Source organism: Streptococcus mitis, from assembly GCF_047459985.1.
Classification (GTDB): domain Bacteria; phylum Bacillota; class Bacilli; order Lactobacillales; family Streptococcaceae; genus Streptococcus; species Streptococcus mitis_DZ.
The window spans coordinates 25,257-47,296 of sequence record NZ_JASHHD010000011.1 but is presented as its reverse complement, the minus strand read 5'-3'; the positions used below and the strand labels follow the sequence as shown (position 1 = coordinate 47,296).

20 protein-coding genes and 1 pseudogene are annotated in these 22,040 nt (G+C 41.1%); 17 read left to right on the top strand and 4 right to left on the bottom strand.

Annotated features, from left to right (window positions below; genetic code table 11):
- The first annotated feature begins 443 nt into the window (after window positions 1-443).
- Entirely contained in the window at window positions 444-1,154 is a 711-nt protein-coding gene (deoD, locus tag QM959_RS07035; protein ID WP_000022080.1) for a purine-nucleoside phosphorylase, read from the top strand.
- An 85-nt stretch (window positions 1,155-1,239) separates the two neighbouring features.
- Here the strand turns inward: deoD and QM959_RS07030 are convergent, their stop codons facing one another.
- The 3 genes from QM959_RS07030 to coaA all read right to left on the bottom strand — a co-directional run bounded on the left by QM959_RS07030 (window position 1,240) and on the right by coaA (window position 3,035).
- Entirely contained in the window at window positions 1,240-1,758 is a 519-nt protein-coding gene (locus QM959_RS07030) for a DNA topology modulation protein (protein ID WP_414372328.1), read from the bottom strand.
- 52 nt (window positions 1,759-1,810) lie between these two features.
- Complete coding sequence (rpsT, locus tag QM959_RS07025) at window positions 1,811-2,047, bottom strand: 30S ribosomal protein S20 (protein WP_001274000.1); 237 nt, start codon at window positions 2,045-2,047, stop codon at window positions 1,811-1,813.
- Between the two features lie 67 nt (window positions 2,048-2,114).
- Entirely contained in the window at window positions 2,115-3,035 is a 921-nt protein-coding gene (gene coaA, locus QM959_RS07020; protein ID WP_414372326.1) for a type I pantothenate kinase, read from the bottom strand.
- Window positions 3,036-3,235: 200 nt separating this feature from the next.
- On the opposite strand from coaA, the gene QM959_RS07015 reads away from it, so the two are divergent.
- The 9 genes from QM959_RS07015 to QM959_RS06975 all read left to right on the top strand — a co-directional run bounded on the left by QM959_RS07015 (window position 3,236) and on the right by QM959_RS06975 (window position 11,603).
- The gene (locus tag QM959_RS07015; protein WP_247935660.1) at window positions 3,236-3,643 is read left to right on the top strand and encodes a hypothetical protein; all 408 of its coding nucleotides are present in this window, start codon (window positions 3,236-3,238) and stop codon (window positions 3,641-3,643) included.
- 206 nt (window positions 3,644-3,849) lie between these two features.
- On the top strand, window positions 3,850-4,440 hold the full coding sequence (locus QM959_RS07010; RefSeq protein WP_414372324.1) for a class I SAM-dependent methyltransferase: 591 nt from the start codon (window positions 3,850-3,852) through the stop codon (window positions 4,438-4,440).
- Window positions 4,437-5,714: a pyrimidine-nucleoside phosphorylase gene (locus tag QM959_RS07005; protein ID WP_414372322.1), complete on the top strand. Its 1,278-nt coding sequence runs from the start codon at window positions 4,437-4,439 to the stop codon at window positions 5,712-5,714. The genes QM959_RS07010 and QM959_RS07005 overlap by 4 nt, the downstream gene beginning before the upstream one ends.
- 19 nt (window positions 5,715-5,733) lie before the next feature.
- Entirely contained in the window at window positions 5,734-6,396 is a 663-nt protein-coding gene (gene deoC / locus QM959_RS07000; protein WP_414372320.1) for a deoxyribose-phosphate aldolase, read from the top strand.
- The gene (locus QM959_RS06995) at window positions 6,383-6,772 is read left to right on the top strand and encodes a cytidine deaminase (RefSeq protein ID WP_247935663.1); all 390 of its coding nucleotides are present in this window, start codon (window positions 6,383-6,385) and stop codon (window positions 6,770-6,772) included. The genes deoC and QM959_RS06995 overlap by 14 nt, the downstream gene beginning before the upstream one ends.
- An 89-nt stretch (window positions 6,773-6,861) precedes the next feature.
- Window positions 6,862-7,914 (top strand): BMP family lipoprotein, encoded by a 1,053-nt coding sequence (locus tag QM959_RS06990; protein ID WP_247935664.1) that lies wholly within the window; start codon window positions 6,862-6,864, stop codon window positions 7,912-7,914.
- 143 nt (window positions 7,915-8,057) lie between these two features.
- A complete protein-coding gene (locus QM959_RS06985) occupies window positions 8,058-9,593 on the top strand; it encodes an ABC transporter ATP-binding protein (protein WP_033681960.1) in 1,536 nt (511 codons plus the stop codon).
- Window positions 9,586-10,644 (top strand): ABC transporter permease, encoded by a 1,059-nt coding sequence (locus QM959_RS06980; protein ID WP_033683459.1) that lies wholly within the window; start codon window positions 9,586-9,588, stop codon window positions 10,642-10,644. Before QM959_RS06985 ends, QM959_RS06980 begins: the two co-directional genes overlap by 8 nt.
- A gap of 2 nt (window positions 10,645-10,646) precedes the next feature.
- Complete coding sequence (locus QM959_RS06975; protein ID WP_247935667.1) at window positions 10,647-11,603, top strand: ABC transporter permease; 957 nt, start codon at window positions 10,647-10,649, stop codon at window positions 11,601-11,603.
- A gap of 40 nt (window positions 11,604-11,643) precedes the next feature.
- Here the strand turns inward: QM959_RS06975 and plsY are convergent, their stop codons facing one another.
- Window positions 11,644-12,285, bottom strand: a complete 642-nt coding sequence (plsY, locus tag QM959_RS06970; RefSeq protein ID WP_247935410.1) for a glycerol-3-phosphate 1-O-acyltransferase PlsY — start codon at window positions 12,283-12,285, stop codon at window positions 11,644-11,646.
- Between the two features lie 135 nt (window positions 12,286-12,420).
- Between plsY and parE the strand changes: the two genes are divergently transcribed.
- From parE to QM959_RS06935, 7 genes and pseudogenes are all read left to right on the top strand, one after another.
- Window positions 12,421-14,364, top strand: coding sequence for a DNA topoisomerase IV subunit B (gene parE, locus QM959_RS06965; RefSeq protein ID WP_414372317.1), 1,944 nt, complete (start codon window positions 12,421-12,423; stop codon window positions 14,362-14,364).
- Between the two features lie 263 nt (window positions 14,365-14,627).
- Window positions 14,628-14,726 (top strand): annotated as a pseudogene (locus tag QM959_RS06960) (YkvA family protein); the annotation flags it as partial.
- Between the two features lie 116 nt (window positions 14,727-14,842).
- Window positions 14,843-15,385, top strand: a complete 543-nt coding sequence (locus tag QM959_RS06955) for a hypothetical protein (protein ID WP_414372315.1) — start codon at window positions 14,843-14,845, stop codon at window positions 15,383-15,385.
- On the top strand, window positions 15,375-16,184 hold the full coding sequence (locus QM959_RS06950; RefSeq protein WP_414372313.1) for an aminoglycoside 6-adenylyltransferase: 810 nt from the start codon (window positions 15,375-15,377) through the stop codon (window positions 16,182-16,184). The genes QM959_RS06955 and QM959_RS06950 overlap by 11 nt, the downstream gene beginning before the upstream one ends.
- A 225-nt stretch (window positions 16,185-16,409) precedes the next feature.
- Window positions 16,410-18,881 (top strand): DNA topoisomerase IV subunit A, encoded by a 2,472-nt coding sequence (gene parC, locus QM959_RS06945; protein WP_414372312.1) that lies wholly within the window; start codon window positions 16,410-16,412, stop codon window positions 18,879-18,881.
- A gap of 134 nt (window positions 18,882-19,015) precedes the next feature.
- On the top strand, window positions 19,016-20,038 hold the full coding sequence (locus tag QM959_RS06940; RefSeq protein ID WP_414372311.1) for a branched-chain amino acid aminotransferase: 1,023 nt from the start codon (window positions 19,016-19,018) through the stop codon (window positions 20,036-20,038).
- A 22-nt stretch (window positions 20,039-20,060) separates the two neighbouring features.
- The gene (locus QM959_RS06935) at window positions 20,061-22,028 is read left to right on the top strand and encodes a peptide ABC transporter substrate-binding protein (RefSeq protein WP_414372309.1); all 1,968 of its coding nucleotides are present in this window, start codon (window positions 20,061-20,063) and stop codon (window positions 22,026-22,028) included.
- The last annotated feature ends 12 nt before the right edge of the window (window positions 22,029-22,040 follow it).

Here is a 22,040-nt window from a genome sequence, read left to right as displayed (position 1 = left end):
TCAGGCTACATATAGTCAAAAAAGGTAAAACAAGGAAAGATAGAGCGTGTGTTCAGATTTGAACACGAGCGGAAAACTTTTCTGAACAAAAATACACACAGAAAGGAAGGGTAGTTTGGGTTTGAATTGAACCCGAGCTAGAGACTGTGTAAAAAAGATAAACTTCCTAGCATCATCGATGCTTCGTCAGTTTCCTATTTTTACTTTGTTCTCTGTCGCCTGTCCTACTAATAAAAAAGAAAGGTAGAGCGTGTGTTCTGATTTGAACATGAGCGGAAAGCTTTTCTGAACAAAAATACACACAGAAAGGAAGGGTGGTTCGGGTTTGAATTGAACCCGAGCTAGAGGCTGTGTAAAAAAGATAAATCCTCCTAGATGCGGAGCATCTTTGTCGGATTTCCTATTTTTACTTTGCCTCTTTAACGCCCTTGGTATCTTATATTATGTCTATCCATATTGCTGCTAAGCAGGGTGAAATTGCTGATAAAATTCTTCTTCCTGGGGATCCTCTTCGTGCGAAATTTATTGCTGAGAATTTCCTTGAAGACGCTGTTTGTTTTAACGAAGTGCGTAACATGTTTGGCTACACTGGGACTTACAAGGGTCATCGTGTTTCTGTCATGGGTACTGGAATGGGGATGCCATCTATCTCTATCTATGCGCGTGAGTTGATTGTCGATTACGGTGTGAAGAAATTAATCCGTGTGGGTACTGCTGGTTCTTTGAATGAGGATGTACATGTCCGTGAATTGGTCTTGGCACAAGCTGCTGCAACTAACTCAAACATCATCCGTAACGACTGGCCACAGTACGATTTCCCACAAATCGCTAGCTTTGATTTGCTGGACAAGGCCTACCATATCGCCAAAGAACTTGGTATGACAACCCATGTTGGGAACGTTTTGTCATCTGATGTCTTTTATTCAAACTACTTTGAAAAGAACATCGAGCTTGGTAAATGGGGAGTCAAGGCTGTGGAAATGGAAGCGGCAGCACTTTACTATCTGGCAGCCCAACACCATGTTGATGCTCTTGCTATCATGACTATCTCTGATAGTTTGGTGAATCCAGACGAAGACACAACTGCAGAAGAGCGTCAAAATACCTTCACTGATATGATGAAGGTTGGATTAGAAACATTGATTGCAGAATAAAAGGAAACAAAAAAGGAAGATTTTCTGGATGAAAATCTTCCTTTTTTAGTCATTCAGCCCATGCTGACCTTAATGAAATGTTACTCTATCGTCTATTTTTAAGAGATTGCAAGAAATAGTCAATCTCAGCTTGAGAATGGAGAATGCGCATCTTTTCTGGGTAAGTATTGTTTAAGTATTGGTATCTTTCCTTAGCATTTTTTGTTCGTCCATCCCGAAGAATCCAACGAATAAATTCCCAATTAAATTGTTCTTGACAACCAGCTGCCATGCTTTCTCTGACCTTGCCTCGGTATGTGAGGTAACGTTTAAAGGCTCGAAAGAGACAGGTCAATGGGGAAAAATTAAGAAAGATGATTTGGTCAGCTTCCTGCATTCTTTCCTCGTAATAACACCAAGAATAATTACCATCAATCACCCAATCGGAATGTTCGGTGAGAAAGTCTCTCATCTCTTTTAACATCCAATCGCGGTCACTGTCTACCCAGCCTGGCTGAAATTGAAGAGTGTCCATATGAAGTTTGGGAATGGAGTAGTAGCGAGACAAGTTTTCAGCTAGAGTTGATTTACCAGCCCCAGAATATCCGATAATTGCGATTTTCATTTTCTGACTTCTCCTATTTTGGGACAAAAAAACAGCCTCTATGGACTGTTTCTTATTTAGCAAGTTTAGCTGAAAGACGAGCTTTGTCGCGGCTTGCTTTGTTTTTGTGAATCAAACCTTTAGTTTCTGCTTTATCGATAGCTGAGCTAGCAGCACGGAAAAGTTCTTCAGATGGGTTTGCTTCGAAAGCTTTGATAGCAGTACGCATAGCTGATTTTTGAGCTGAGTTCTTTTCGTTTTGTTTAACGTTCAATTCAGCGCGTTTGATAGCTGATTTAATGTTTGCCAATGTTCTTACCTCCATATTTACTAACTATACCATTATATCTGAAAACTTACGTTTTGACAAGGGAAAATTATTTTTTTAAGTAAATTTCATCGATTTCATGGTTCTTTGTTTTATGAAGAATCACTTCCGCACGATTTCTGGTCGGTTCAATATAATTTTGTAAATTTGTGAGATTAATACTGGTCCAGACCTGATGGGCAAAGGACTCCACTTCCCCAATCGGCATCTGAGTAAATCGATAATAGTAGCTATCAGGGTCGTTTTGGGCTAGGCTCAGCATTTTCAAGAAACGGTCGAGATACCAACTCTCAATGTCATCAACTGCAGCATCAACATAGATAGAAAAGTCAAAGAAGTCAGTAATATAGAGACGCTCGTTTTGTGGATTTTGAAAGACGTTAATCCCCTCGACAATCACAAAGTCAGCTGCTTTTACTCGTTGTTTTGCTTCAGGTACGATGTCGTAGACTTCATGAGAATAGACAGGAATATCTACATCTTGTCCATTCTTGATGCGGTCCAAGAAGTTGAGAAGAGCTTCCATATCATAGCTTTCAGGAAATCCCTTACGATTTAAAATTCCTTGCTCAATCAAGGTCTGATTGGGATAGAGAAAGCCATCAGTTGTTACCAACTCAACCGTAGCATCTGTAAGCGTACGGGACAGTAGGATTTGAAGCAGGCGACTAGTTGTGGATTTTCCAACGGCAACACTCCCAGAAACCCCAATGATAAAAGGCTGGGATTTGCTTTCACGTTGAAGGAAAATTCCTTTTGAAAAGGCCAAATCATCCTTGGTACGCTTGTAAATTTGGATGAGATGGGCTAAGGGAAGATAGACATCGGTAACATCCTGCAAGCTAATCTGGTCATTAAAACTCTTGATTGATTCTAATTCCTCTTCAGTCAAAGGAGGGGTTGTCTTTCGATGTAAAGATTGCCAAGTTTGGCGGCTGATTTTTTCAAAATGTAAAAATTCGTTGGTCATTTGTTTTCCCCTAGATATTTTGTCTATCATACCATAAAAAGCTAAAAAAATAAAGCGGTTTCTTGATGATAGTAAGCTAATATCGTATAATAGAGATAGATAGAGGCTGAACAATTTAATGATGAAGTAGGGGATAGATTCCACTGATTTATAAGCTAATAAAGGAGAATTTTTAGTTCACAACTTATAGGAGGTGTACTATGAAAATCTTAAAAGGTTACATATTGGAGCTCTGTTTTATTGTAAGTTTTGCTCTACCTTTTATAAAAGGAGCGAATGCGGATAATGGTAGACGTTTTGTGGAAATCTATTACGGTTTTACTTTTTTGATGGAACATGCCATTATAACAGTTGTCTTTATCTGTTCGCTCTTGATTGCTTTCTTCCTAAAAAAGCGGTGGACGAAATGGCTTGCTGCTGGTAGTTATTTCTTTTTAGTCCTATGGATTGCTACAGAGGGTTATTTCTTCCGCATGTCAATAGAAGATTTGATACGACTTTGGACAAGTTGGGAAATCCTAACGAAAACTTATCAGTTGGGCTTTTATTTAAACATTTTGTTGGGAATGTTGTTGATAATAAAGTATTGTAAGGTTAAGCAATCGTAATAAACATGCGCCTGATTATAGATGATAAACTTTTTGTTTTATCCTGACTATGATATTTCTAGTTAAAAATGGTTTATCATTCATTTATAAGTGTTGAAAAAGATTGGAGAAAAGGTTTCGTTGACTAGCTTTCTTCAGTCTTTTTCGTTTTATTAGCAATTTGTAAACGATTTACAATTTAAGTCAAATTATGGTAAAATAGTTTCATGAGTAAAATGTATTATGCAGAAAATCCTGACGCTGCTCACGACATTCATGAGTTGAGAGTAGAGTTGTTGGGAGAAAAAATGACCTTTTTGACGGATGCGGGTGTTTTTAGCAAGAAAATGGTTGACTTTGGAAGTCAACTCTTGCTCAAGTGTCTTGAGGTCAACCAAGGAGAAACTGTCCTTGATGTAGGCTGTGGTTACGGACCTTTGGGCTTGTCCTTAGCTAAGGCTTATGGAGTTCAGGCGACCATGGTCGATATCAACAATCGTGCCTTGGATTTGGCACGAAAAAATGCTGAACGAAATAAAGTAGAAGCGACGATTTTCCAGTCCAACATCTATGAACAAGTTGAAGGACATTTTGACCATGTTATTTCCAACCCCCCTATCCGTGCGGGCAAGCAAGTGGTTCATGAAATCATTGAGAAAAGTAAAGATTTCTTGGAAACTGGTGGCGATTTAACAATCGTTATCCAGAAAAAACAAGGGGCTCCAAGTGCCAAGTCTAAGATGGAAGATGTGTTTGGCAATTGTGAAATCGTTAAAAAAGATAAGGGATACTACATCCTTAGAAGTGTGAAAGAATGAGAGCAGTTGATTTAATTCAAAAAAAACGAGACGGTCAAGAACTGACTTCAAGTGAAATCGAATGGCTGGTAGAAGGCTATGTGTCAGGAACTGTTCCTGATTATCAGATGTCTGCCTTTGCTATGGCTGTTTATTTTAAAGGAATGACGACTCGAGAAATATCTGATTTGACTATGAAGATGGTCAAGACTGGGCAAGAGTTTGATTTATCCGCTATTGATGGGGTTAAAGTTGACAAGCATTCTACTGGTGGTGTTGGTGATAAAGTGACCTTGATTTTAGCTCCTCTTGTTGCTAGCTTCGGTGTGCCTGTAGCAAAAATGAGTGGTCGTGGTCTCGGTCATACTGGTGGAACAATTGATAAATTGGAGTCCATTAAGGGCTATCAAGTGGAACGTAGTCAAGAGGATTTTATTCGGCAAGTGCAGGATATTGGTCTATCTGTCATTGGACAATCAGACCAGCTTGTCAAAGCAGATAAGTTTCTTTATGCCCTCCGTGATGTGACCGCAACTGTCGACACGATTCCCTTGATTGCAAGTTCGGTGATGAGCAAGAAAATCGCGGCAGGGGCGGATGCTATTTTGCTAGACGTTACTGTCGGTGAGGGTGCCTTCATGAAGACGGTTGATGAGGCGCGCGAACTAGCTCAAACCATGGTAGAACTTGGTAAGGCCGTTGGTCGGAAAACGGTAGCAGTGATTACGGATATGAGCCAACCTTTGGGACGAGCGATTGGAAATCGTCTGGAAATCCTTGAAGCATTGGAGATTCTCCAAGGTCAAGGCCGTCAGGATATTACCCACTTCATCTGTGAATTGGCACAAATCATGCTTGGTTTGGCTAATGTTGACAAGACAGTTGAAGAAGTTCGGCAACATCTTGAAAATGGTAAGGCACTGGCTAAGTTTGAGGAGATGGTCCAAGCTCAAGGTGGAGACTTGGAAGACCTTTATCGTCCTGTAAATGTAGCCCATGTGGTAGAAATCCCTGCTCAGGAAACGGGTGTCATTTCAGCTCTTCCAGCCATGGAATTTGGCCTTTATGCCATGAGACTGGGGGCAGGCCGTGCAGTCAAGTCTGATACCTTGGACTATGAAACTGGAATTGTTTTTGAAAAGAAGGTTGGAGATTCCGTCCAAAAGGGCGAAATTGTTGCAAAAGTATACACAAATGGGAAAATTTCTCCTCAGCTAGTTACAGATTTTCAAAAATATGTTAAAATAAATGACAGGGTGCAAAGTTTACGAGAAATTATAGAAATCATCTCATAAACCTCAGGAGAATCCGAATATGAAATTAAATAAATATATCGATCATACGCTTTTAAAACAAGATGCAACAGAAAATCAAATTGATTGTTTGTTGTCTGAGGCTAGAGAGTATGATTTTGCCAGTGTTTGCGTTAATCCGACCTGGGTTGAACATGCCAAAAAAGGGCTTGAAGGCGCAGATGTCAAGGTCTGTACAGTAGTAGGTTTCCCTTTGGGAGCAACAACTTCGTCCGTGAAAGCATTTGAAACAAAAGAAGCTATCCAAAATGGTGCAGATGAGATTGATATGGTGATCAATGTCGGGGCTCTCAAATCAGGTAATTTGGCCTTGGTTGAGTCGGATATTCGCGCAGTCGTTGAAGCAAGTAGTGACAAGTTAGTGAAAGTTATTATTGAAGCTTGCCTGCTGACAGACCAAGAAAAAGTTGTAGCTTGTCAATTAGCCCAAAAAGCTGGAGCTGACTTCGTAAAAACATCTACTGGCTTTTCAACTGGTGGAGCTACGGTAGCAGATGTTACATTAATGCGTGAAACAGTTGGACCTGAGATGGGTGTTAAGGCTGCCGGTGGAGCTCGTTCTTATGAAGATGCTCTTGCCTTCGTGAAAGCAGGTGCGACTCGTATCGGAACGTCAGCTGGGGTAGCTATTTTAAAAGGAGAATTGGCAGATGGCGACTACTGAGTTAATTGAACTAGCAATTGAAACCAGCAAACAAGCCTATGTGCCTTATTCTCATTTTCCAGTCGGAGCTGTTCTAGTAGCGAAAGATGGTAGTATTTATACAGGTGTCAATATTGAGAATGCTAGTTATTCTTTGACCAACTGTGGAGAGCGTACAGCGATTTTTAAAGCAGTTTCTGAAGGTCAAAGAGAGTTTTCAGAATTGATTGTCTATGGACAAACTGAAAAACCAATCTCGCCATGTGGTGCTTGTCGCCAAGTGATGGCTGAATTTTTTGAACAAGATCTAAAAGTGACTTTAGTCGCAAAAGATAAATCGACGGTCGAGATGACGGTCGGGGAATTACTTCCATACTCTTTTACAGACTTAAACTAGTCTGAGTCGCTCTCTGAGTGGCACGGTCCTTGTGGCCAACCAATCCATACTTGCAACATCGTTGCACATCTTATTTAGGAGGTTCAGTAATGAACAAGAAACAATGGCTAGGCCTTGGTCTAGTTGCAGTAGCAGCAGTTGGCCTTGCTGCATGTGGTAACCGCTCTTCTCGTAACGCAGCTTCATCTTCTGATATGAAGACAAAAGCAGCAATCGTAACTGATACTGGTGGTGTTGATGATAAATCATTCAACCAATCAGCTTGGGAAGGTTTGCAAGACTGGGGTAAAGAACACAATCTTTCAAAAGATAAAGGTTTCACTTACTTCCAATCAACAAGTGAAGCTGACTACGCTAACAACTTACAACAAGCGGCTGGAAGTTACAACCTGATCTTCGGTGTTGGTTTTGCCCTTAACAATGCGGTTAAAGATGCAGCTAAAGAACATTCTGACTTGAACTATGTCTTGATTGATGATGTGATTAAAGATCAAAAGAATGTTGCTAGCGTAACATTTGCTGATAACGAAGCTGCTTACCTTGCGGGTGTTGCAGCGGCTAAAACAACTAAAACAAAACAAGTTGGTTTTGTAGGTGGTATTGAGTCTGAAGTTATCTCACGTTTTGCAGCTGGATTTAAAGCTGGTGTTGAGTCAGTAGATCCATCTATCAAAGTACAAGTTGACTACGCTGGTTCATTTGGTGATGCTGCTAAAGGTAAAACAATTGCAGCAGCACAATACGCAGCTGGTGCAGACGTTGTTTATCAAGCAGCAGGTGGAACAGGTGCTGGTGTCTTTGCAGAAGCAAAATCCCTCAACGAAAGCCGTTCTGAAAGTGAAAAAGTTTGGGTTATCGGTGTTGACCGTGACCAAGTAGCAGAAGGTAAGTACACTTCTAAAGATGGCAAAGAATCAAACTTCGTTCTTGTATCTACTTTGAAACAAGTTGGTACAACTGTAAAAGATATTGCTAACAAGGCAGAAAAAGGTGAATTCCCTGGCGGCCAAGTGATCGTTTACTCATTGAAAGATAAAGGGGTTGACTTGGCAGTAACAAACCTTTCAGAAGAAGGTAAAAAAGCTGTCGAAGATGCAAAAGCTAAAATCCTTGATGGAAGCGTAAAAGTTCCTGAAAAATAATGGATGGAAGTCATTTCTTAGGAAGCGGCCCTCGGCCGCTTTTTTAAGAGTTGAGACAAAGTCATTTTGTCTCAGTAAAGCTTGCTACTAGAGAAACTAGCAAGTTTTATTGAAATAAAATAAGACTCTGAAAGGAAGAGCACATGGCACACGAAAATGTCATTGAGATGCGTGATATTACCAAGGTATTTGGTGAATTTGTTGCCAACGACAAAATCAATCTGCACCTACGAAAAGGTGAAATTCATGCACTTTTAGGAGAAAATGGGGCTGGTAAGTCCACGCTAATGAACATGTTAGCAGGGCTTCTTGAACCAACCAGTGGTGAAATTGTGGTCAATGGTCAAGTCGTCAACCTCGACTCACCATCTAAAGCGGCTAGCTTGGGAATCGGAATGGTTCACCAGCACTTTATGTTGGTAGAGGCCTTCACAGTTGCTGAAAACATCATTTTAGGTAGTGAATTAACTAAAAATGGTGTATTAGATATCGCTGGAGCTAGCAAAGAAATCAAGGCTCTTTCTGAACGTTATGGCTTAGCTGTTGACCCTTCTGCCAAGGTAGCAGATATCTCAGTTGGAGCCCAACAACGTGTAGAAATTTTAAAAACTCTTTATCGGGGGGCTGATATCCTTATCTTTGACGAACCAACGGCTGTTTTGACTCCATCAGAAATTGATGAGTTGATGGCTATTATGAAAAATCTTGTCAAAGAAGGTAAATCAATTATCTTGATTACCCACAAGTTGGACGAGATTCGCGCAGTTTCTGACCGCGTTACAGTTATCCGTCGCGGGAAATCCATTGAAACCGTCGAAATTGCAGGAGCTACCAATGCTGATTTGGCAGAAATGATGGTGGGTCGTTCTGTTTCCTTTAAAACAGAGAAACAAGCCTCCCAACCAAAAGAAGTTGTCTTGTCTATTAAAGACTTGGTGGTCAATGAAAACCGTGGTGTCCCAGCTGTTAAAAATCTGTCCTTGGATGTTCGTGCTGGAGAGATTGTTGGTATTGCGGGGATTGATGGAAATGGTCAGTCTGAACTGATTCAAGCCATCACAGGCCTTCGCAAGGTTGAATCTGGAAGCATCGAGCTAAAAGGAGATTCAATTGTAGGATTGCACCCACGTCAGATTACAGAGTTGAGTGTAGGGCACGTTCCAGAAGACCGTCACCGTGATGGCTTGATTTTGGAAATGATGATTTCTGAAAATATCGCCCTTCAAACCTACTATAAAGAACCACATAGTAAAAATGGAATTTTGAACTATTCAAATATTACTTCTTATGCTAAAAAGCTAATGGAAGAGTTTGATGTTCGTGCTGCCAGCGAATTTGTTCCTGCAGCGGCACTCTCAGGAGGAAATCAACAAAAAGCAATTATTGCTCGTGAAATTGATCGTGATCCTGATCTCCTTATCGTCAGCCAGCCAACTCGTGGTTTGGATGTCGGTGCCATTGAATATATCCACAAGCGCTTGATTGAAGAGCGTGATAATGGGAAGGCTGTCCTTGTTGTCAGCTTTGAATTGGATGAGATTTTAAACGTCTCAGACCGTATTGCCGTTATCCACGATGGTAAGATTCAAGGTATAGTATCACCAGAAACAACCAATAAACAAGAACTTGGTGTCTTGATGGCTGGTGGAAACTTGGGAAAGGAGAAGAGTGATGTCTAAAAAATTACAACAAATTTCAGTTCCCTTGATTTCTGTCTTCCTAGGAATTTTACTTGGAGCCATTGTCATGTGGATCTTCGGTTATGATGCTATTTGGGGCTACGAGGAATTGTTCTATACAGCCTTTGGAAGCCTTCGTGGGATTGGGGAAATCTTCCGTGCCATGGGGCCTCTGGTCTTGATTGGTCTTGGTTTTGCCGTTGCCAGTCGTGCAGGTTTCTTTAATGTCGGACTTCCTGGTCAGGCTTTGGCTGGTTGGATTCTTAGTGGTTGGTTTGCCTTGTCGCATCCAGATATGCCACGTCCCTTGATGATTCTAGCAACTATCGTGATTGCCTTGATTGCTGGTGGGATTGTCGGAGCGATTCCAGGTATTCTTAGAGCCTATCTAGGGACGTCAGAGGTTATCGTAACCATCATGATGAACTACATCGTCTTGTATGTAGGAAATGCCTTTATCCATGCCTTCCCTAAAGACTTCATGCAAAGTACAGATTCGACCATTCGTGTTGGGGCTAATGCAACCTATCAGACACCTTGGTTGGCTGAGTTGACTGGTAACTCACGGATGAATATCGGTATTTTCTTTGCTCTCATTGCCGTTGCAGTCATTTGGTTCATGCTCAAGAAAACAACCCTTGGTTTTGAAATCCGTGCGGTTGGTCTTAATCCTCACGCATCAGAATACGCTGGTATTTCTGCCAAACGGACTATCATCCTATCAATGATTATTTCAGGTGCCTTGGCAGGTCTTGGTGGAGCTGTTGAAGGTCTTGGTACCTTCCAGAACGTCTATGTTCAAGGGGCATCATTAGCCGTCGGATTTAATGGAATGGCAGTTAGTTTGCTTGCGGCCAACTCACCAATTGGTATTCTCTTTGCAGCCTTCTTATTTGGTGTTCTCCAAGTTGGAGCTCCTGGTATGAATGCGGCGCAGGTACCATCTGAGCTTGTCAGCATTGTAACAGCGTCTATTATCTTCTTTGTCAGTGTTCATTACCTTATCGAACGCTTTGTCAAACCGAAAAAACAAGTTAAAGGAGGTAAGTAAAGATGTCTATTACAACCTTGCTCACCCTCTTGGTGTCTTCTATGCTGATTTACTCAGCACCACTCATCTTTACAAGTATCGGTGGTGTTTTCTCTGAACGTGGTGGTGTGGTAAACGTCGGACTTGAAGGAATTATGGTTATGGGTGCCTTTTCTGGAGTTGTCTTTAACCTTGAATTTGCAGAACAATTTGGAGCAGCAACTCCATGGCTATCCTTACTTGTTGCAGGATTGGTTGGTGGTGTCTTCTCTATCATCCACGCAGCAGCAACGGTTCATTTTCGTGCAGACCATGTTGTCAGCGGTACGGTATTGAACTTGATGGCGCCAGCCTTGGCTGTTTTCTTGGTTAAAGTTCTTTATAACAAAGGACAAACCGACAACCTAAGTCAGACTTTTGGACGCTTTGATTTCCCAGTCTTGGCGAATATTCCAGTTATCGGTGATATCTTTTTCAAGTCAACTAGTCTACTTGGTTATTTGGCGATTGCCTTCTCATTCGTTGCTTGGTTTATCCTCTTCAAGACTCGCTTTGGTCTTCGTCTCCGCTCTGTCGGTGAACACCCTCAGGCAGCGGATACCTTGGGAATCAATGTCTACAAGATGAGATATTTAGGGGTTATCATTTCAGGTTTCCTAGGTGGAATTGGTGGAGCAATTTATGCTCAGTCAATTTCCGTTAACTTCTCAGTGACAACTATTGTTGGACCAGGATTTATCGCTCTTGCTGCGATGATTTTTGGAAAATGGAATCCAATCGGAGCCATGCTATCTAGTCTCTTCTTTGGACTTTCACAAAGTTTGGCTGTTATCGGTTCTCAATTGCCGTTCCTACAAGGAGTGCCAGCGGTTTACCTTCAAATCGCACCTTATGTTTTGACAATACTTGTCTTGGCAGCCTTCTTTGGAAAAGCAGTCGCACCAAAAGCAGATGGTATCAACTATATCAAATCAAAATAAGTATACAAAAAAACGTTAGTTCAATACATGAACTGACGTTTTATTTTTTAGGATGTTGGTGGGTCAAGTTCAATCCCCAAGGGACCAAATTTTCAGTTTTATTTTTAATGCGTGTGATATTATCCTTATGTCGAATGATGATCAAACTAGTGAGTGCTAGGATAATAGCGATGAAGAGAGGGTCATAGTGACTCAGGATAAAACCAAAAAGCGGAAAGAGTAAAATCCCGATGACAGCCGCGATAGATGCTGTGACGCTAGATAGTGAAATCATACTACCAAGATAGAGGGTTCCGAAGAAAACAACCGCAAGGTAGAGACAGAAGACAGGCGCAAATCCGAAAATCACTCCAGCACTAGTTGCGACAGCCTTGCCTCCCTTAAATCCTGCAAAGATAGGGAAGGTATGGCCAATAACAGCTATAAGTCCGAAGATGAGAGGCGAAACACCTTGCAGATGAAACATAATCGGAAGAAGGGTTGCTAGGGTTCCTTTGAAAAAGTCAATCACAAAGGTTGCCATACCAGCTTTCTTACCTAAAATGCGGAAGGTATTGGTCGTTCCAGTGTTACCAGAACCATGCTCGCGCAGATTGATTTGAAAGAATACTTGTCCAATCCAGAGACCAGACGGAATCGAACCCAGCAGATAGGCCAGGATTAATAAAACTATTGTAATCATACTACTATTATATCATGAAATGGAGAAGAAAGGCAGAGAATCTCTTCTGAAATTGTCACACCGGAGAAAGAAAAATTTTGCAAAATCCTTGGAAAACCTGTAGAATAGTAAAGATGAACGAATAGGAGGTTCCTTGTGTCAAAAAAGGAAATCAATATTAACAATTATAATGATGATGCCATTCAGGTGCTAGAAGGGTTGGATGCGGTCCGAAAACGTCCAGGGATGTATATCGGATCGACCGATGGTGCTGGTCTCCACCACCTCGTCTGGGAAATCGTCGATAATGCAGTCGATGAAGCCTTGTCTGGATTTGGTGACCGTATTGATGTGACTATCAATAAAGATGGCAGTTTAACGGTTCAAGACCACGGTCGTGGAATGCCGACTGGTATGCATGCTATGGGCATTCCAACAGTTGAGGTTATCTTTACCATCCTTCACGCTGGAGGAAAATTTGGTCAGGGTGGTTATAAGACATCAGGAGGTCTCCACGGGGTTGGTTCTTCCGTCGTGAATGCCTTATCTAGCTGGCTAGAGGTAGAAATTACCCGTGATGGAACGGTTTATAAACAACGTTTTGAAAATGGTGGCAAACCTGTCACGACTCTGAAGAAAATCGGTACAGCGCCCAAGTCTAAGACAGGAACCAAGGTTACCTTTATGCCGGATGCTAGTATCTTTTCTACGACAGATTTCAAGTACAATACCATTTCAGAGCGTCTTAATGAATCAGCTTTCCTCTTGAAAAATGTGACTTTGTCTCTGACTGATAAACGAACAGACGAAGCGATCGAGTTCCATTATGAGAATGGGGTGCAAGACTTTGTATCCTATCTCAACGAAGACAAGGAAACCTTGACACCAGTTCTTTACTTTGAAGGGGAAGATAATGGTTTTCAAGTGGAAGTAGCGCTTCAGTACAATGATGGATTTTCAGATAACATCTTGTCATTTGTCAATAACGTTCGCACCAAAGATGGTGGAACGCATGAGACAGGACTTAAGTCTGCCATTACCAAAGTCATGAACGACTACGCCCGTAAGACAGGTCTTCTAAAGGAAAAAGATAAAAACCTTGAAGGATCAGATTACCGCGAAGGGTTATCGGCTGTTCTTTCTATCCTAGTTCCTGAAGAACACCTCCAGTTTGAAGGACAGACTAAGGACAAACTGGGAAGTCCACTAGCTCGCCCGATTGTTGATAGTATTGTTGCTGAAAAGCTGACTTTCTTCCTTATGGAAAATGGGGAGTTGGCTTCTAATCTGATTCGTAAAGCCATCAAGGCTCGTGATGCCCGTGAAGCTGCACGTAAGGCGCGTGATGAGAGCCGAAATGGCAAGAAAAATAAAAAAGATAAGGGCTTGCTTTCTGGTAAATTAACCCCTGCCCAGTCCAAGAATCCTGCTAAGAATGAACTCTATCTGGTCGAGGGAGATTCTGCCGGTGGTTCTGCCAAGCAAGGTCGTGACCGCAAGTTCCAAGCTATCTTGCCTCTTCGTGGTAAGGTTATCAATACTGCCAAGGCCAAGATGGCGGATATCCTCAAAAATGAAGAGATCAATACTATGATTTATACCATCGGTGCGGGTGTGGGGGCAGACTTCTCCCTTGAAGATGCTAACTATGACAAGATCATTATCATGACCGATGCGGATACTGATGGTGCCCACATTCAGACCTTGCTCTTAACCTTTTTCTACCGCTATATGCGTCCGCTAGTTGAGGCAGGACATGTCTATATCGCCCTTCCCCCTCTTTACAAGATGTCAAAAGGAAAAGGCAAGAAAGAAGAAGTGGCCTACGCTTGGACGGACGGAGAACTAGAAGAACTCCGCAAGCAGTTCGGTAAAGGAGCTACCCTTCAACGCTACAAGGGGCTTGGTGAGATGAATGCGGACCAACTCTGGGAAACAACCATGAACCCAGAAACACGCACCCTCATCCGTGTAACGATTGAAGACCTAGCACGCGCAGAACGTCGTGTTAATGTCCTTATGGGAGATAAAGTAGAACCACGCCGTAAGTGGATTGAAGACAATGTCAAGTTTACGCTGGAAGAAGCGACAGTGTTTTAAAAAATCAAAAAAGGAGAACAACGATGTCAAATAATCTATCTGAAGATCAAGTAAAAGGAGCTCTTGAAAGTGGATATGGGCAATCGGAAGCCTTGTTAAATGATAAAGATGAATTAGATAATTTTTTGCAACGTTTGGAGCAAAAAATTAACGATATGCCATTTGTTGGAAAGAAATTTTCGATGATCCCAGTCATGATTTCTTTAGTGAAAAATTATGTTCAAGGGAAATATACCACAGTTCCCTATGGAACAATATTAGCTGTTTTGAGTGCACTTGTTTATTTCCTCTCTCCCATTGATATTATTCCAGATTTCATTCCCCTAGCAGGTTACTTAGATGACATGGCGGTTGTAGGACTTTGTATGAATATGGTCAGTATTGATATCGAAACTTATGAAAAATGGCGTCAAGCTCAAGGATTAATTTAAGCTAATTGTCCACTATTGTTTTTAGTTTTTAAAGGAAGGGTAAAATTATGTTCAGTATATTGTTTGATTCTCCTTTTCTCATTGTAGTCTTTGTTATAGGTGCGATTATGTTTATAATTGCCAAGCAAGAGAAACCAGAGCAAAGCCGTTATCTAAACTTTTTATTATTGACCCTAGTGACTTTTGGTGTGATACTATTTGATAATCCCTTTAAATCATATCTTTATGCAGGATTGCTATTCTATGTTTATGTCGTCTATATTTTCATACCTGCCAGTCTAGTTTTTGCTTTTATTTCTATTTATAAAAGTAAAAGACATCTACAATATTACCCTAGTAACTATTCAAAAATTCTAAAAACCAATGCATGGATCTTGATGATTTTATCAATCGTGAATCTTTTAATGCTACTGATGCAATCAGAAATAGGAATTATTATTTTAGTACCAATTGTCGGCATTAGTTCTATCATTCAATTTATCTTTGGAGAACTTGAAAGTAAAAGAGTGCAGAAACTACAACAACAAAAGCAAGAAGATGCTCCTATCCCTGACTCAATTTCAAACGACGGTGACATAGATGAGAACTGAAACAGAAATGATGAATCTGATTTTACAAATGGCTGAAAGTTTAAAAGTCGAGGCTGTCGCTATGTCTGGTTCACGAACGGATACAAAAGCACCAAAAGATGAGTTTCAAGACTATGATGTTGTTTTTGTCGTGGACGACTTAGATAATCTGACGAGTGACCTTTCTTGGCTAGACTCCTTTGGCAAACGTATCATTGAGCAACATAATGTCCTAGGCAACCGTCGACTTTATCTGATGCTTTTTGAAGATAGCAATCGAATTGATCTAACCCTATGCCCAAATGAACACATGAAAGAGTGGGTGGATAGCGAAGTTGGTTATACAGTTTTAGTTGACGAGAAGGACTTGTTTGAACCCTATTCTCAAAATCTAGAGCGTTACTGGACAAGCCCAGTTACTGAAACGGATTTTAAAAAATCCTGTAATGAATTTTGGTGGGTATCAGCTTACGTGGTTAAAGGGATTTGTCGCAAACAAGTCATCTATGCGACGGACCATCTCTACGGTATTTGTCAGCAAGAACTCTTGAAAATCTTAGCTTGGCAGGTCGCAAGTGATAGGGGGAAGGTCGATATCGGCAAGAACTACAAGTATCTTTTTAACTATTTACCCGCTGAGATAGAAAAGGATTTTTCAAATCTGCTTGATTTCTCAAGTTTAGACAAAATCACTCAGTCTTTATTGGCTACTATGAGTCTCTTTCATAGAGAAGCGCAAGATTTAGCCAAGAAGATGGGCTTTGTCTACGATAAGGAAGTGGCGGAGAGGATGATTAAGTATGCTGAGGAAAAATTTTAAAATACTAAGCAAGTAAAGAATACAAATTAAAACTTTTAAACTACAGAAAGGGTCGTTTGGTTGCTGAAGGCAACTGATCAACTTTTCCATAAAATCTATTCTACATTCTTTGAAAGGAGTTGAATACGCCCTAAATACTGTGTGAAAAAGATAAATTCTCTTGCGAGCATCGCTCACTTTAAGAATTTCCTATTTTCACTTTGCATTTTACGGGCTTTGTATCCTATGTCTAACATTCAAAACATGTCCCTGGAGGACATCATGGGAGAGCGCTTTGGTCGCTACTCCAAGTACATCATTCAAGACCGGGCTTTGCCAGACATTCGTGATGGATTGAAGCCGGTTCAGCGTCGCATTCTTTATTCGATGAATAAGGATGGCAATACCTTTGACAAGAGCTACCGTAAGTCGGCTAAGTCTGTCGGGAACATCATGGGGAATTTCCACCCACACGGGGACTCTTCTATCTATGATGCCATGGTTCGTATGTCACAGGACTGGAAAAATCGTGAGATTCTAGTTGAAATGCACGGTAATAATGGTTCTATGGACGGGGATCCACCTGCAGCTATGCGTTATACTGAGGCGCGTTTGTCAGAGATTGCTGGTTACCTTCTTCAGGATATCGAGAAAAAGACAGTTCCCTTTGCTTGGAACTTTGACGATACTGAGAAAGAACCAACTGTTCTGCCAGCGGCCTTTCCAAACCTCTTGGTCAATGGTTCAACAGGGATTTCAGCTGGTTATGCCACAGATATTCCACCACATAATTTGGCCGAAGTTATCGACGCTACGGTCTACATGATTGATCATCCAACTGCCAAGGTTGAGAAACTGATGGAATTCTTGCCTGGACCAGACTTCCCTACAGGAGCAATCATTCAGGGTCATGATGAAATCAAGAAGGCCTATGAAACTGGAAAAGGGCGCGTGGTTGTGCGTTCCAAGACGGAGATTGAAAAACTAAAAGGTGGTAAGGAACAAATCGTTATTACTGAGATTCCTTATGAAATCAATAAGGCCAATCTAGTCAAGAAAATCGATGACGTTCGTGTCAATAACAAGGTAGCAGGGATTGCTGAGGTTCGTGATGAGTCTGACCGTGATGGTCTTCGTATCGCTATCGAACTCAAGAAAGACGCTAACACTGAGCTTGTTCTCAACTACCTCTTCAAATACACTGATTTGCAAATCAACTACAACTTCAACATGGTAGCGATTGACAATTTTACTCCTCGCCAGGTTGGGATTGTGCCAATCTTGTCTAGCTATATTGCCCACCGTCGTGAAGTGATTTTGGCGCGTTCCCGCTTTGACAAGGAAAAGGCTGAGAAACGCCTCCACATCGTCGAAGGTTTGATTCGTGTCATCTCTATCTTGGATGAAGTCATTGCTCTTATCCGTGCTTCTGAGAACAAGGCTGATGCCAAGGAAAACCTTAAGGTTAGTTATGACTTTACTGAAGAACAGGCTGAGGCTATCGTTACCTTGCAACTTTACCGTTTGACCAATACGGATGTCGTTGTCTTGCAGGAAGAAGAAGCAGAGCTTCGTGAGAAGATTGCCATGCTGGCGGCTATTATCGGTGATGAGCGGACTATGTACAATCTCATGAAGAAAGAGCTTCGTGAGGTTAAGAAGAAGTTTGCGACTCCACGTTTGAGTTCTCTAGAAGACACTGCGAAAGCAATCGAGATTGATACAGCTAGTTTGATCGCCGAGGAAGATACTTATGTTAGCGTGACCAAGGCAGGTTACATCAAGCGTACCAGTCCTCGTTCCTTTGCAGCGTCAACGCTGGAAGAAATTGGCAAACGTGATGATGATCGTCTGATCTTTGTGCAAGCTGCTAAGACAACCCAGCACCTCTTGATGTTCACTACCCTTGGAAATGTCATTTACAGACCAATCCATGAATTAGCAGATATTCGTTGGAAGGATATCGGGGAACATCTGAGCCAAACCATTACAAACTTTGAAACTAACGAAGAAATCCTTTATGTGGAAGTAGTGGATCAGTTTGATGATGCGACAACCTACTTTGCTGCGACACGTCTCGGTCAAATCAAGCGGGTAGAACGTAAAGAATTCACTCCATGGCGAACCTATAAGTCTAAGTCTGTTAAGTATGCTAAACTCAAAGACGAGACAGACCAGATTGTAGCAGTGGCTCCGATTAAACTAGATGATATTCTCTTGATTAGTCAAAACGGTTATGCGCTTCGTTTCAATATCGAAGAGGTACCAGTTGTTGGTGCCAAGGCTGCAGGTGTCAAAGCTATGAATTTGAAAGAAGATGATGTCCTACAATCTGCCTTTATCTGCAACACCTCGTCCTTCTATCTTTTGACGCAGCGTGGAAGTTTGAAACGCGTTTCAATAGAGGAAATTCCAGCAACCAGCCGTGCCAAACGAGGATTACAAGTCTTGCGTGAATTGAAAAACAAACCGCACCGTGTCTTCTTAGCAGGAGCAGTTGCAGAGCAAGAGTTTGTTGGTAATCTATTCGGTACGGAAGTGGACGGGACTGATCAAACTCTGTTTGTCCAATCCAACAAAGGAACAATCTATGAAAGCCGATTGCAAGACTTGAACCTGTCAGAACGAACCAGCAATGGAAGCTTCATTTCTGATACTATTTCAGATGAAGAAGTTTTTGATGCTTATCTTAAAGAAGTATTTACTGAAGCTAAATAAGTGAAATGAAGAATCAGTTCTAAGAGCTGGTTCTTTTTATTGAAGAAATTTTCTGAAAATTACAAAATATGCTTGCTATTTTAGAAAAAAAGTGTAGAATATAAGAAATAGGTTTTTAGAATAAGGAGCGGAATATGACAGTAACGATTGATTGGGAAAATCTCGGTTTTTCCTATATGAAATTACCTTATCGCTACATTGCTCATTTTAAAAATGGACAATGGAATCAAGGAGAGCTGACAGGGGATGCAACCTTGCATATTTCAGAGTCTTCTCCAAGTCTCCACTATGGACAACAAGCGTTTGAAGGATTGAAAGCTTATCGTACTAAGGATGGTAGTATTCAACTGTTCCGTCCTGATGAAAATGCTAAACGCTTGCAACGTACATGTGACCGTCTCTTGATGCCCCAAGTTTCCACAGAAATGTTTGTAGAAGCTTGTAAGGCAGTTGTTCGTGCCAATGAAGAATATGTACCACCATATGGAACAGGTGGAACCTTATATCTTCGCCCTCTTTTGATTGGTGTCGGAGATATTATTGGGGTTAAACCAGCAGAAGAGTACATTTTCACCATCTTCGCTATGCCAGTTGGAAATTACTTTAAAGGCGGTTTGGTTCCAACCAACTTCTTGATTCAGGATGAATACGACCGTGCAGCGCCAAATGGTACAGGTGCGGCTAAGGTTGGTGGAAACTATGCTGCAAGTCTCTTGCCAGGGAAATTGGCCAAGTCACGTCATTTTTCAGATGTTATCTATCTAGACCCTTCAACACATACAAAGATTGAAGAAGTCGGATCAGCTAACTTTTTTGGAATTACAGCTGATAATGAATTTGTAACACCATTGAGTCCTTCTATCTTGCCATCTATTACCAAGTATTCTTTGCTTTATTTGGCAGAACATCGCTTGGGATTAACTCCTATTGAGGGAGATGTTCCAATTGATAATCTGGATCGTTTTGTAGAGGCAGGTGCCTGTGGCACAGCAGCGGTTATTTCTCCAATTGGAGGGATCCAACACGGAGATGATTTCCATGTATTCTATAGTGAAACAGAAGTAGGTCCTGTGACACGTAAATTATATGATGAACTGACAGGTATTCAGTTTGGTGATATCGAAGCGCCAGAAGGTTGGATTGTAAAAGTAGATTAAAATAAACTAAAGGAGATTTTTTATGAAATCGAAAAAGTGGCTCTTAACAGCAGGACTAGTCCTGAGTACAACAGCTCTTTTAGTAGCTTGTGGAAAAGCTGATAAAGAAGCGGATGCACCGACAACATTCTCGTATGTCTATGCAGTAGATCCGGCATCTTTGGATTACAGTATAGCGACTCGTACATCAACGACAGACGTTATTGGAAATGTTATTGATGGTTTGATGGAAAATGACCAGTACGGGAATGTTATCCCTTCCTTGGCTGAAGATTGGTCTGTGTCCAAAGATGGGTTGACTTATACCTATAAACTTCGTAAAGGAGTTAAATGGTACACATCCGAAGGTGAAGAATACGCAGAAGTAACAGCCCATGACTTTGTAACAGGATTAAAACACGTGGCTGACGGCAAGTCAGATGGTGTCTCTCTCATCCAAAATTCAATCAAGGGCTTGGACGCCTACATGACTGGTGAGACTAATGATTTCTCTACAGTTGGTGTCAAGGCCTTGGACGATTACACAGTTGAATATACTCTAAACAAACCAGAAAGCTTCTGGAACTCTAAAGTCACAACAGCAACAATGTTACCTGTAAATGAAGAGTTTTTGAAGGCATCAGGTAAAGATTATGGAGCAGTTACTCCATCAGGGATTCTCTACAACGGTCCTTATTTCTTGAAGACCTTGACTTCTAAATCGTTGATCGAATATGAGAAAAATCCAAATTATTGGGATAAAGAAAAGGTAAAAATTGAGAAGATTAAATTGACTTACTACGATGGTTCTGATCAGGAATCGTTGATTCGTAGTTTCTCTTCTGGTGCCTATACGACAGCTCGTCTCTTCCCAAGTAGCTCAAACTTTGCTTCAACTTTGGAACAATACGGAGATAAAATCACTTATAGCCCACAGGACTCAAGTAGTTATTACTTCACCTTTAACGTAAATCGTCAGTCATATAATAAAACTGCGAAAACAAGTGAAGAACAAAAGACTTCTACAAAAGAAGCTATGCTTAATAAGGACTTCCGTCAGGCTATCAACTTCGCCTTCAACCGCCATTCTTATGCTGCCCAGCTAAATGGTGAAGACGGTGCGGACAAGATTATTCGTAACAGTTTAGTTCCAGATAACTTTGTGCAAGCAGGTGGTAAGAACTTTGGTCAAATTGCTCAAGCAGAATTGGTGAACTATGGCGACCAATGGAAGGGTGTTGAGCTAGTTGACGGTAAGGATTCTATCTATAACCCAGACAAGGCTAAAGCAGCATTTGAAAAAGCTAAGAAAGACTTGGAATCTAAAGGGGTAACTTTCCCAATTCATTTGGATGTGCCAGTTGAACAAACAGATACTATCGCCGTTCAACAAAGCAACTCTTTCAAACAGTCTATTGAATCAACACTTGGTGCTGAAAATGTTGTCATCGATGTTCTTCAAATGACAGATAATGAAAAGGAAACAATCACTTCACAAGCGCGTGTTCCTTCTCAAAAAGACTATGATTTGAACAGTACAGGATGGGCTCCAAGCTACCAAGACCCAGCATCTTATTTAACTATCATGGATCCTAAATCAGGCTCTGCTATGAAACACCTTGGAATTACTAAAGGGAAAGACAAGGATGTTGTAGCGAAACTTGGTTTGGACCAGTATAAGAAATTATTGGATGATGCCGATTCAGAAACTACAAATCTTGAAGAACGCTATGAAAAATATGCCAAGGCTCAAGCTTGGTTGACAGATAGTTCATTATTGATGCCAACAGCCTCATCTGGTGGTTCTCCAGTTGTAAGTAATGTTGTGCCATTCTCAAAACCATACTCACAAGTTGGTATTAAGGGTGACCCATATATCTTTAAAGGTATGAAATTGCAAAAAGATATCGTTACAACCAAAGAATATGAAGAAGCACTGAAAAAATGGCAAAAAGAAAAATTGGAATCAAACGGTAAGTACCAAAAAGAACTAGAAAAACACATTAAATAAAGCAGAAAACTC

Coding starts and splice junctions, on each gene's coding strand:
- deoD (WP_000022080.1), top strand. CDS start 444: ATGTCTATCCATATTGCTGCTAAGCAGGGTGAAATTGCTGATAAAATT.
- QM959_RS07030 (WP_414372328.1), bottom strand. CDS start 1,758: ATGAAAATCGCAATTATCGGATATTCTGGGGCTGGTAAATCAACTCTA.
- coaA (WP_414372326.1), bottom strand. CDS start 3,035: ATGACCAACGAATTTTTACATTTTGAAAAAATCAGCCGCCAAACTTGG.
- QM959_RS07015 (WP_247935660.1), top strand. CDS start 3,236: ATGAAAATCTTAAAAGGTTACATATTGGAGCTCTGTTTTATTGTAAGT.
- QM959_RS07010 (WP_414372324.1), top strand. CDS start 3,850: ATGAGTAAAATGTATTATGCAGAAAATCCTGACGCTGCTCACGACATT.
- QM959_RS07005 (WP_414372322.1), top strand. CDS start 4,437: ATGAGAGCAGTTGATTTAATTCAAAAAAAACGAGACGGTCAAGAACTG.
- deoC (WP_414372320.1), top strand. CDS start 5,734: ATGAAATTAAATAAATATATCGATCATACGCTTTTAAAACAAGATGCA.
- QM959_RS06995 (WP_247935663.1), top strand. CDS start 6,383: ATGGCGACTACTGAGTTAATTGAACTAGCAATTGAAACCAGCAAACAA.
- QM959_RS06990 (WP_247935664.1), top strand. CDS start 6,862: ATGAACAAGAAACAATGGCTAGGCCTTGGTCTAGTTGCAGTAGCAGCA.
- QM959_RS06985 (WP_033681960.1), top strand. CDS start 8,058: ATGGCACACGAAAATGTCATTGAGATGCGTGATATTACCAAGGTATTT.
- QM959_RS06980 (WP_033683459.1), top strand. CDS start 9,586: ATGTCTAAAAAATTACAACAAATTTCAGTTCCCTTGATTTCTGTCTTC.
- QM959_RS06975 (WP_247935667.1), top strand. CDS start 10,647: ATGTCTATTACAACCTTGCTCACCCTCTTGGTGTCTTCTATGCTGATT.
- plsY (WP_247935410.1), bottom strand. CDS start 12,285: ATGATTACAATAGTTTTATTAATCCTGGCCTATCTGCTGGGTTCGATT.
- QM959_RS06955 (WP_414372315.1), top strand. CDS start 14,843: ATGTTCAGTATATTGTTTGATTCTCCTTTTCTCATTGTAGTCTTTGTT.
- QM959_RS06950 (WP_414372313.1), top strand. CDS start 15,375: ATGAGAACTGAAACAGAAATGATGAATCTGATTTTACAAATGGCTGAA.
- parC (WP_414372312.1), top strand. CDS start 16,410: ATGTCTAACATTCAAAACATGTCCCTGGAGGACATCATGGGAGAGCGC.
- QM959_RS06940 (WP_414372311.1), top strand. CDS start 19,016: ATGACAGTAACGATTGATTGGGAAAATCTCGGTTTTTCCTATATGAAA.
- QM959_RS06935 (WP_414372309.1), top strand. CDS start 20,061: ATGAAATCGAAAAAGTGGCTCTTAACAGCAGGACTAGTCCTGAGTACA.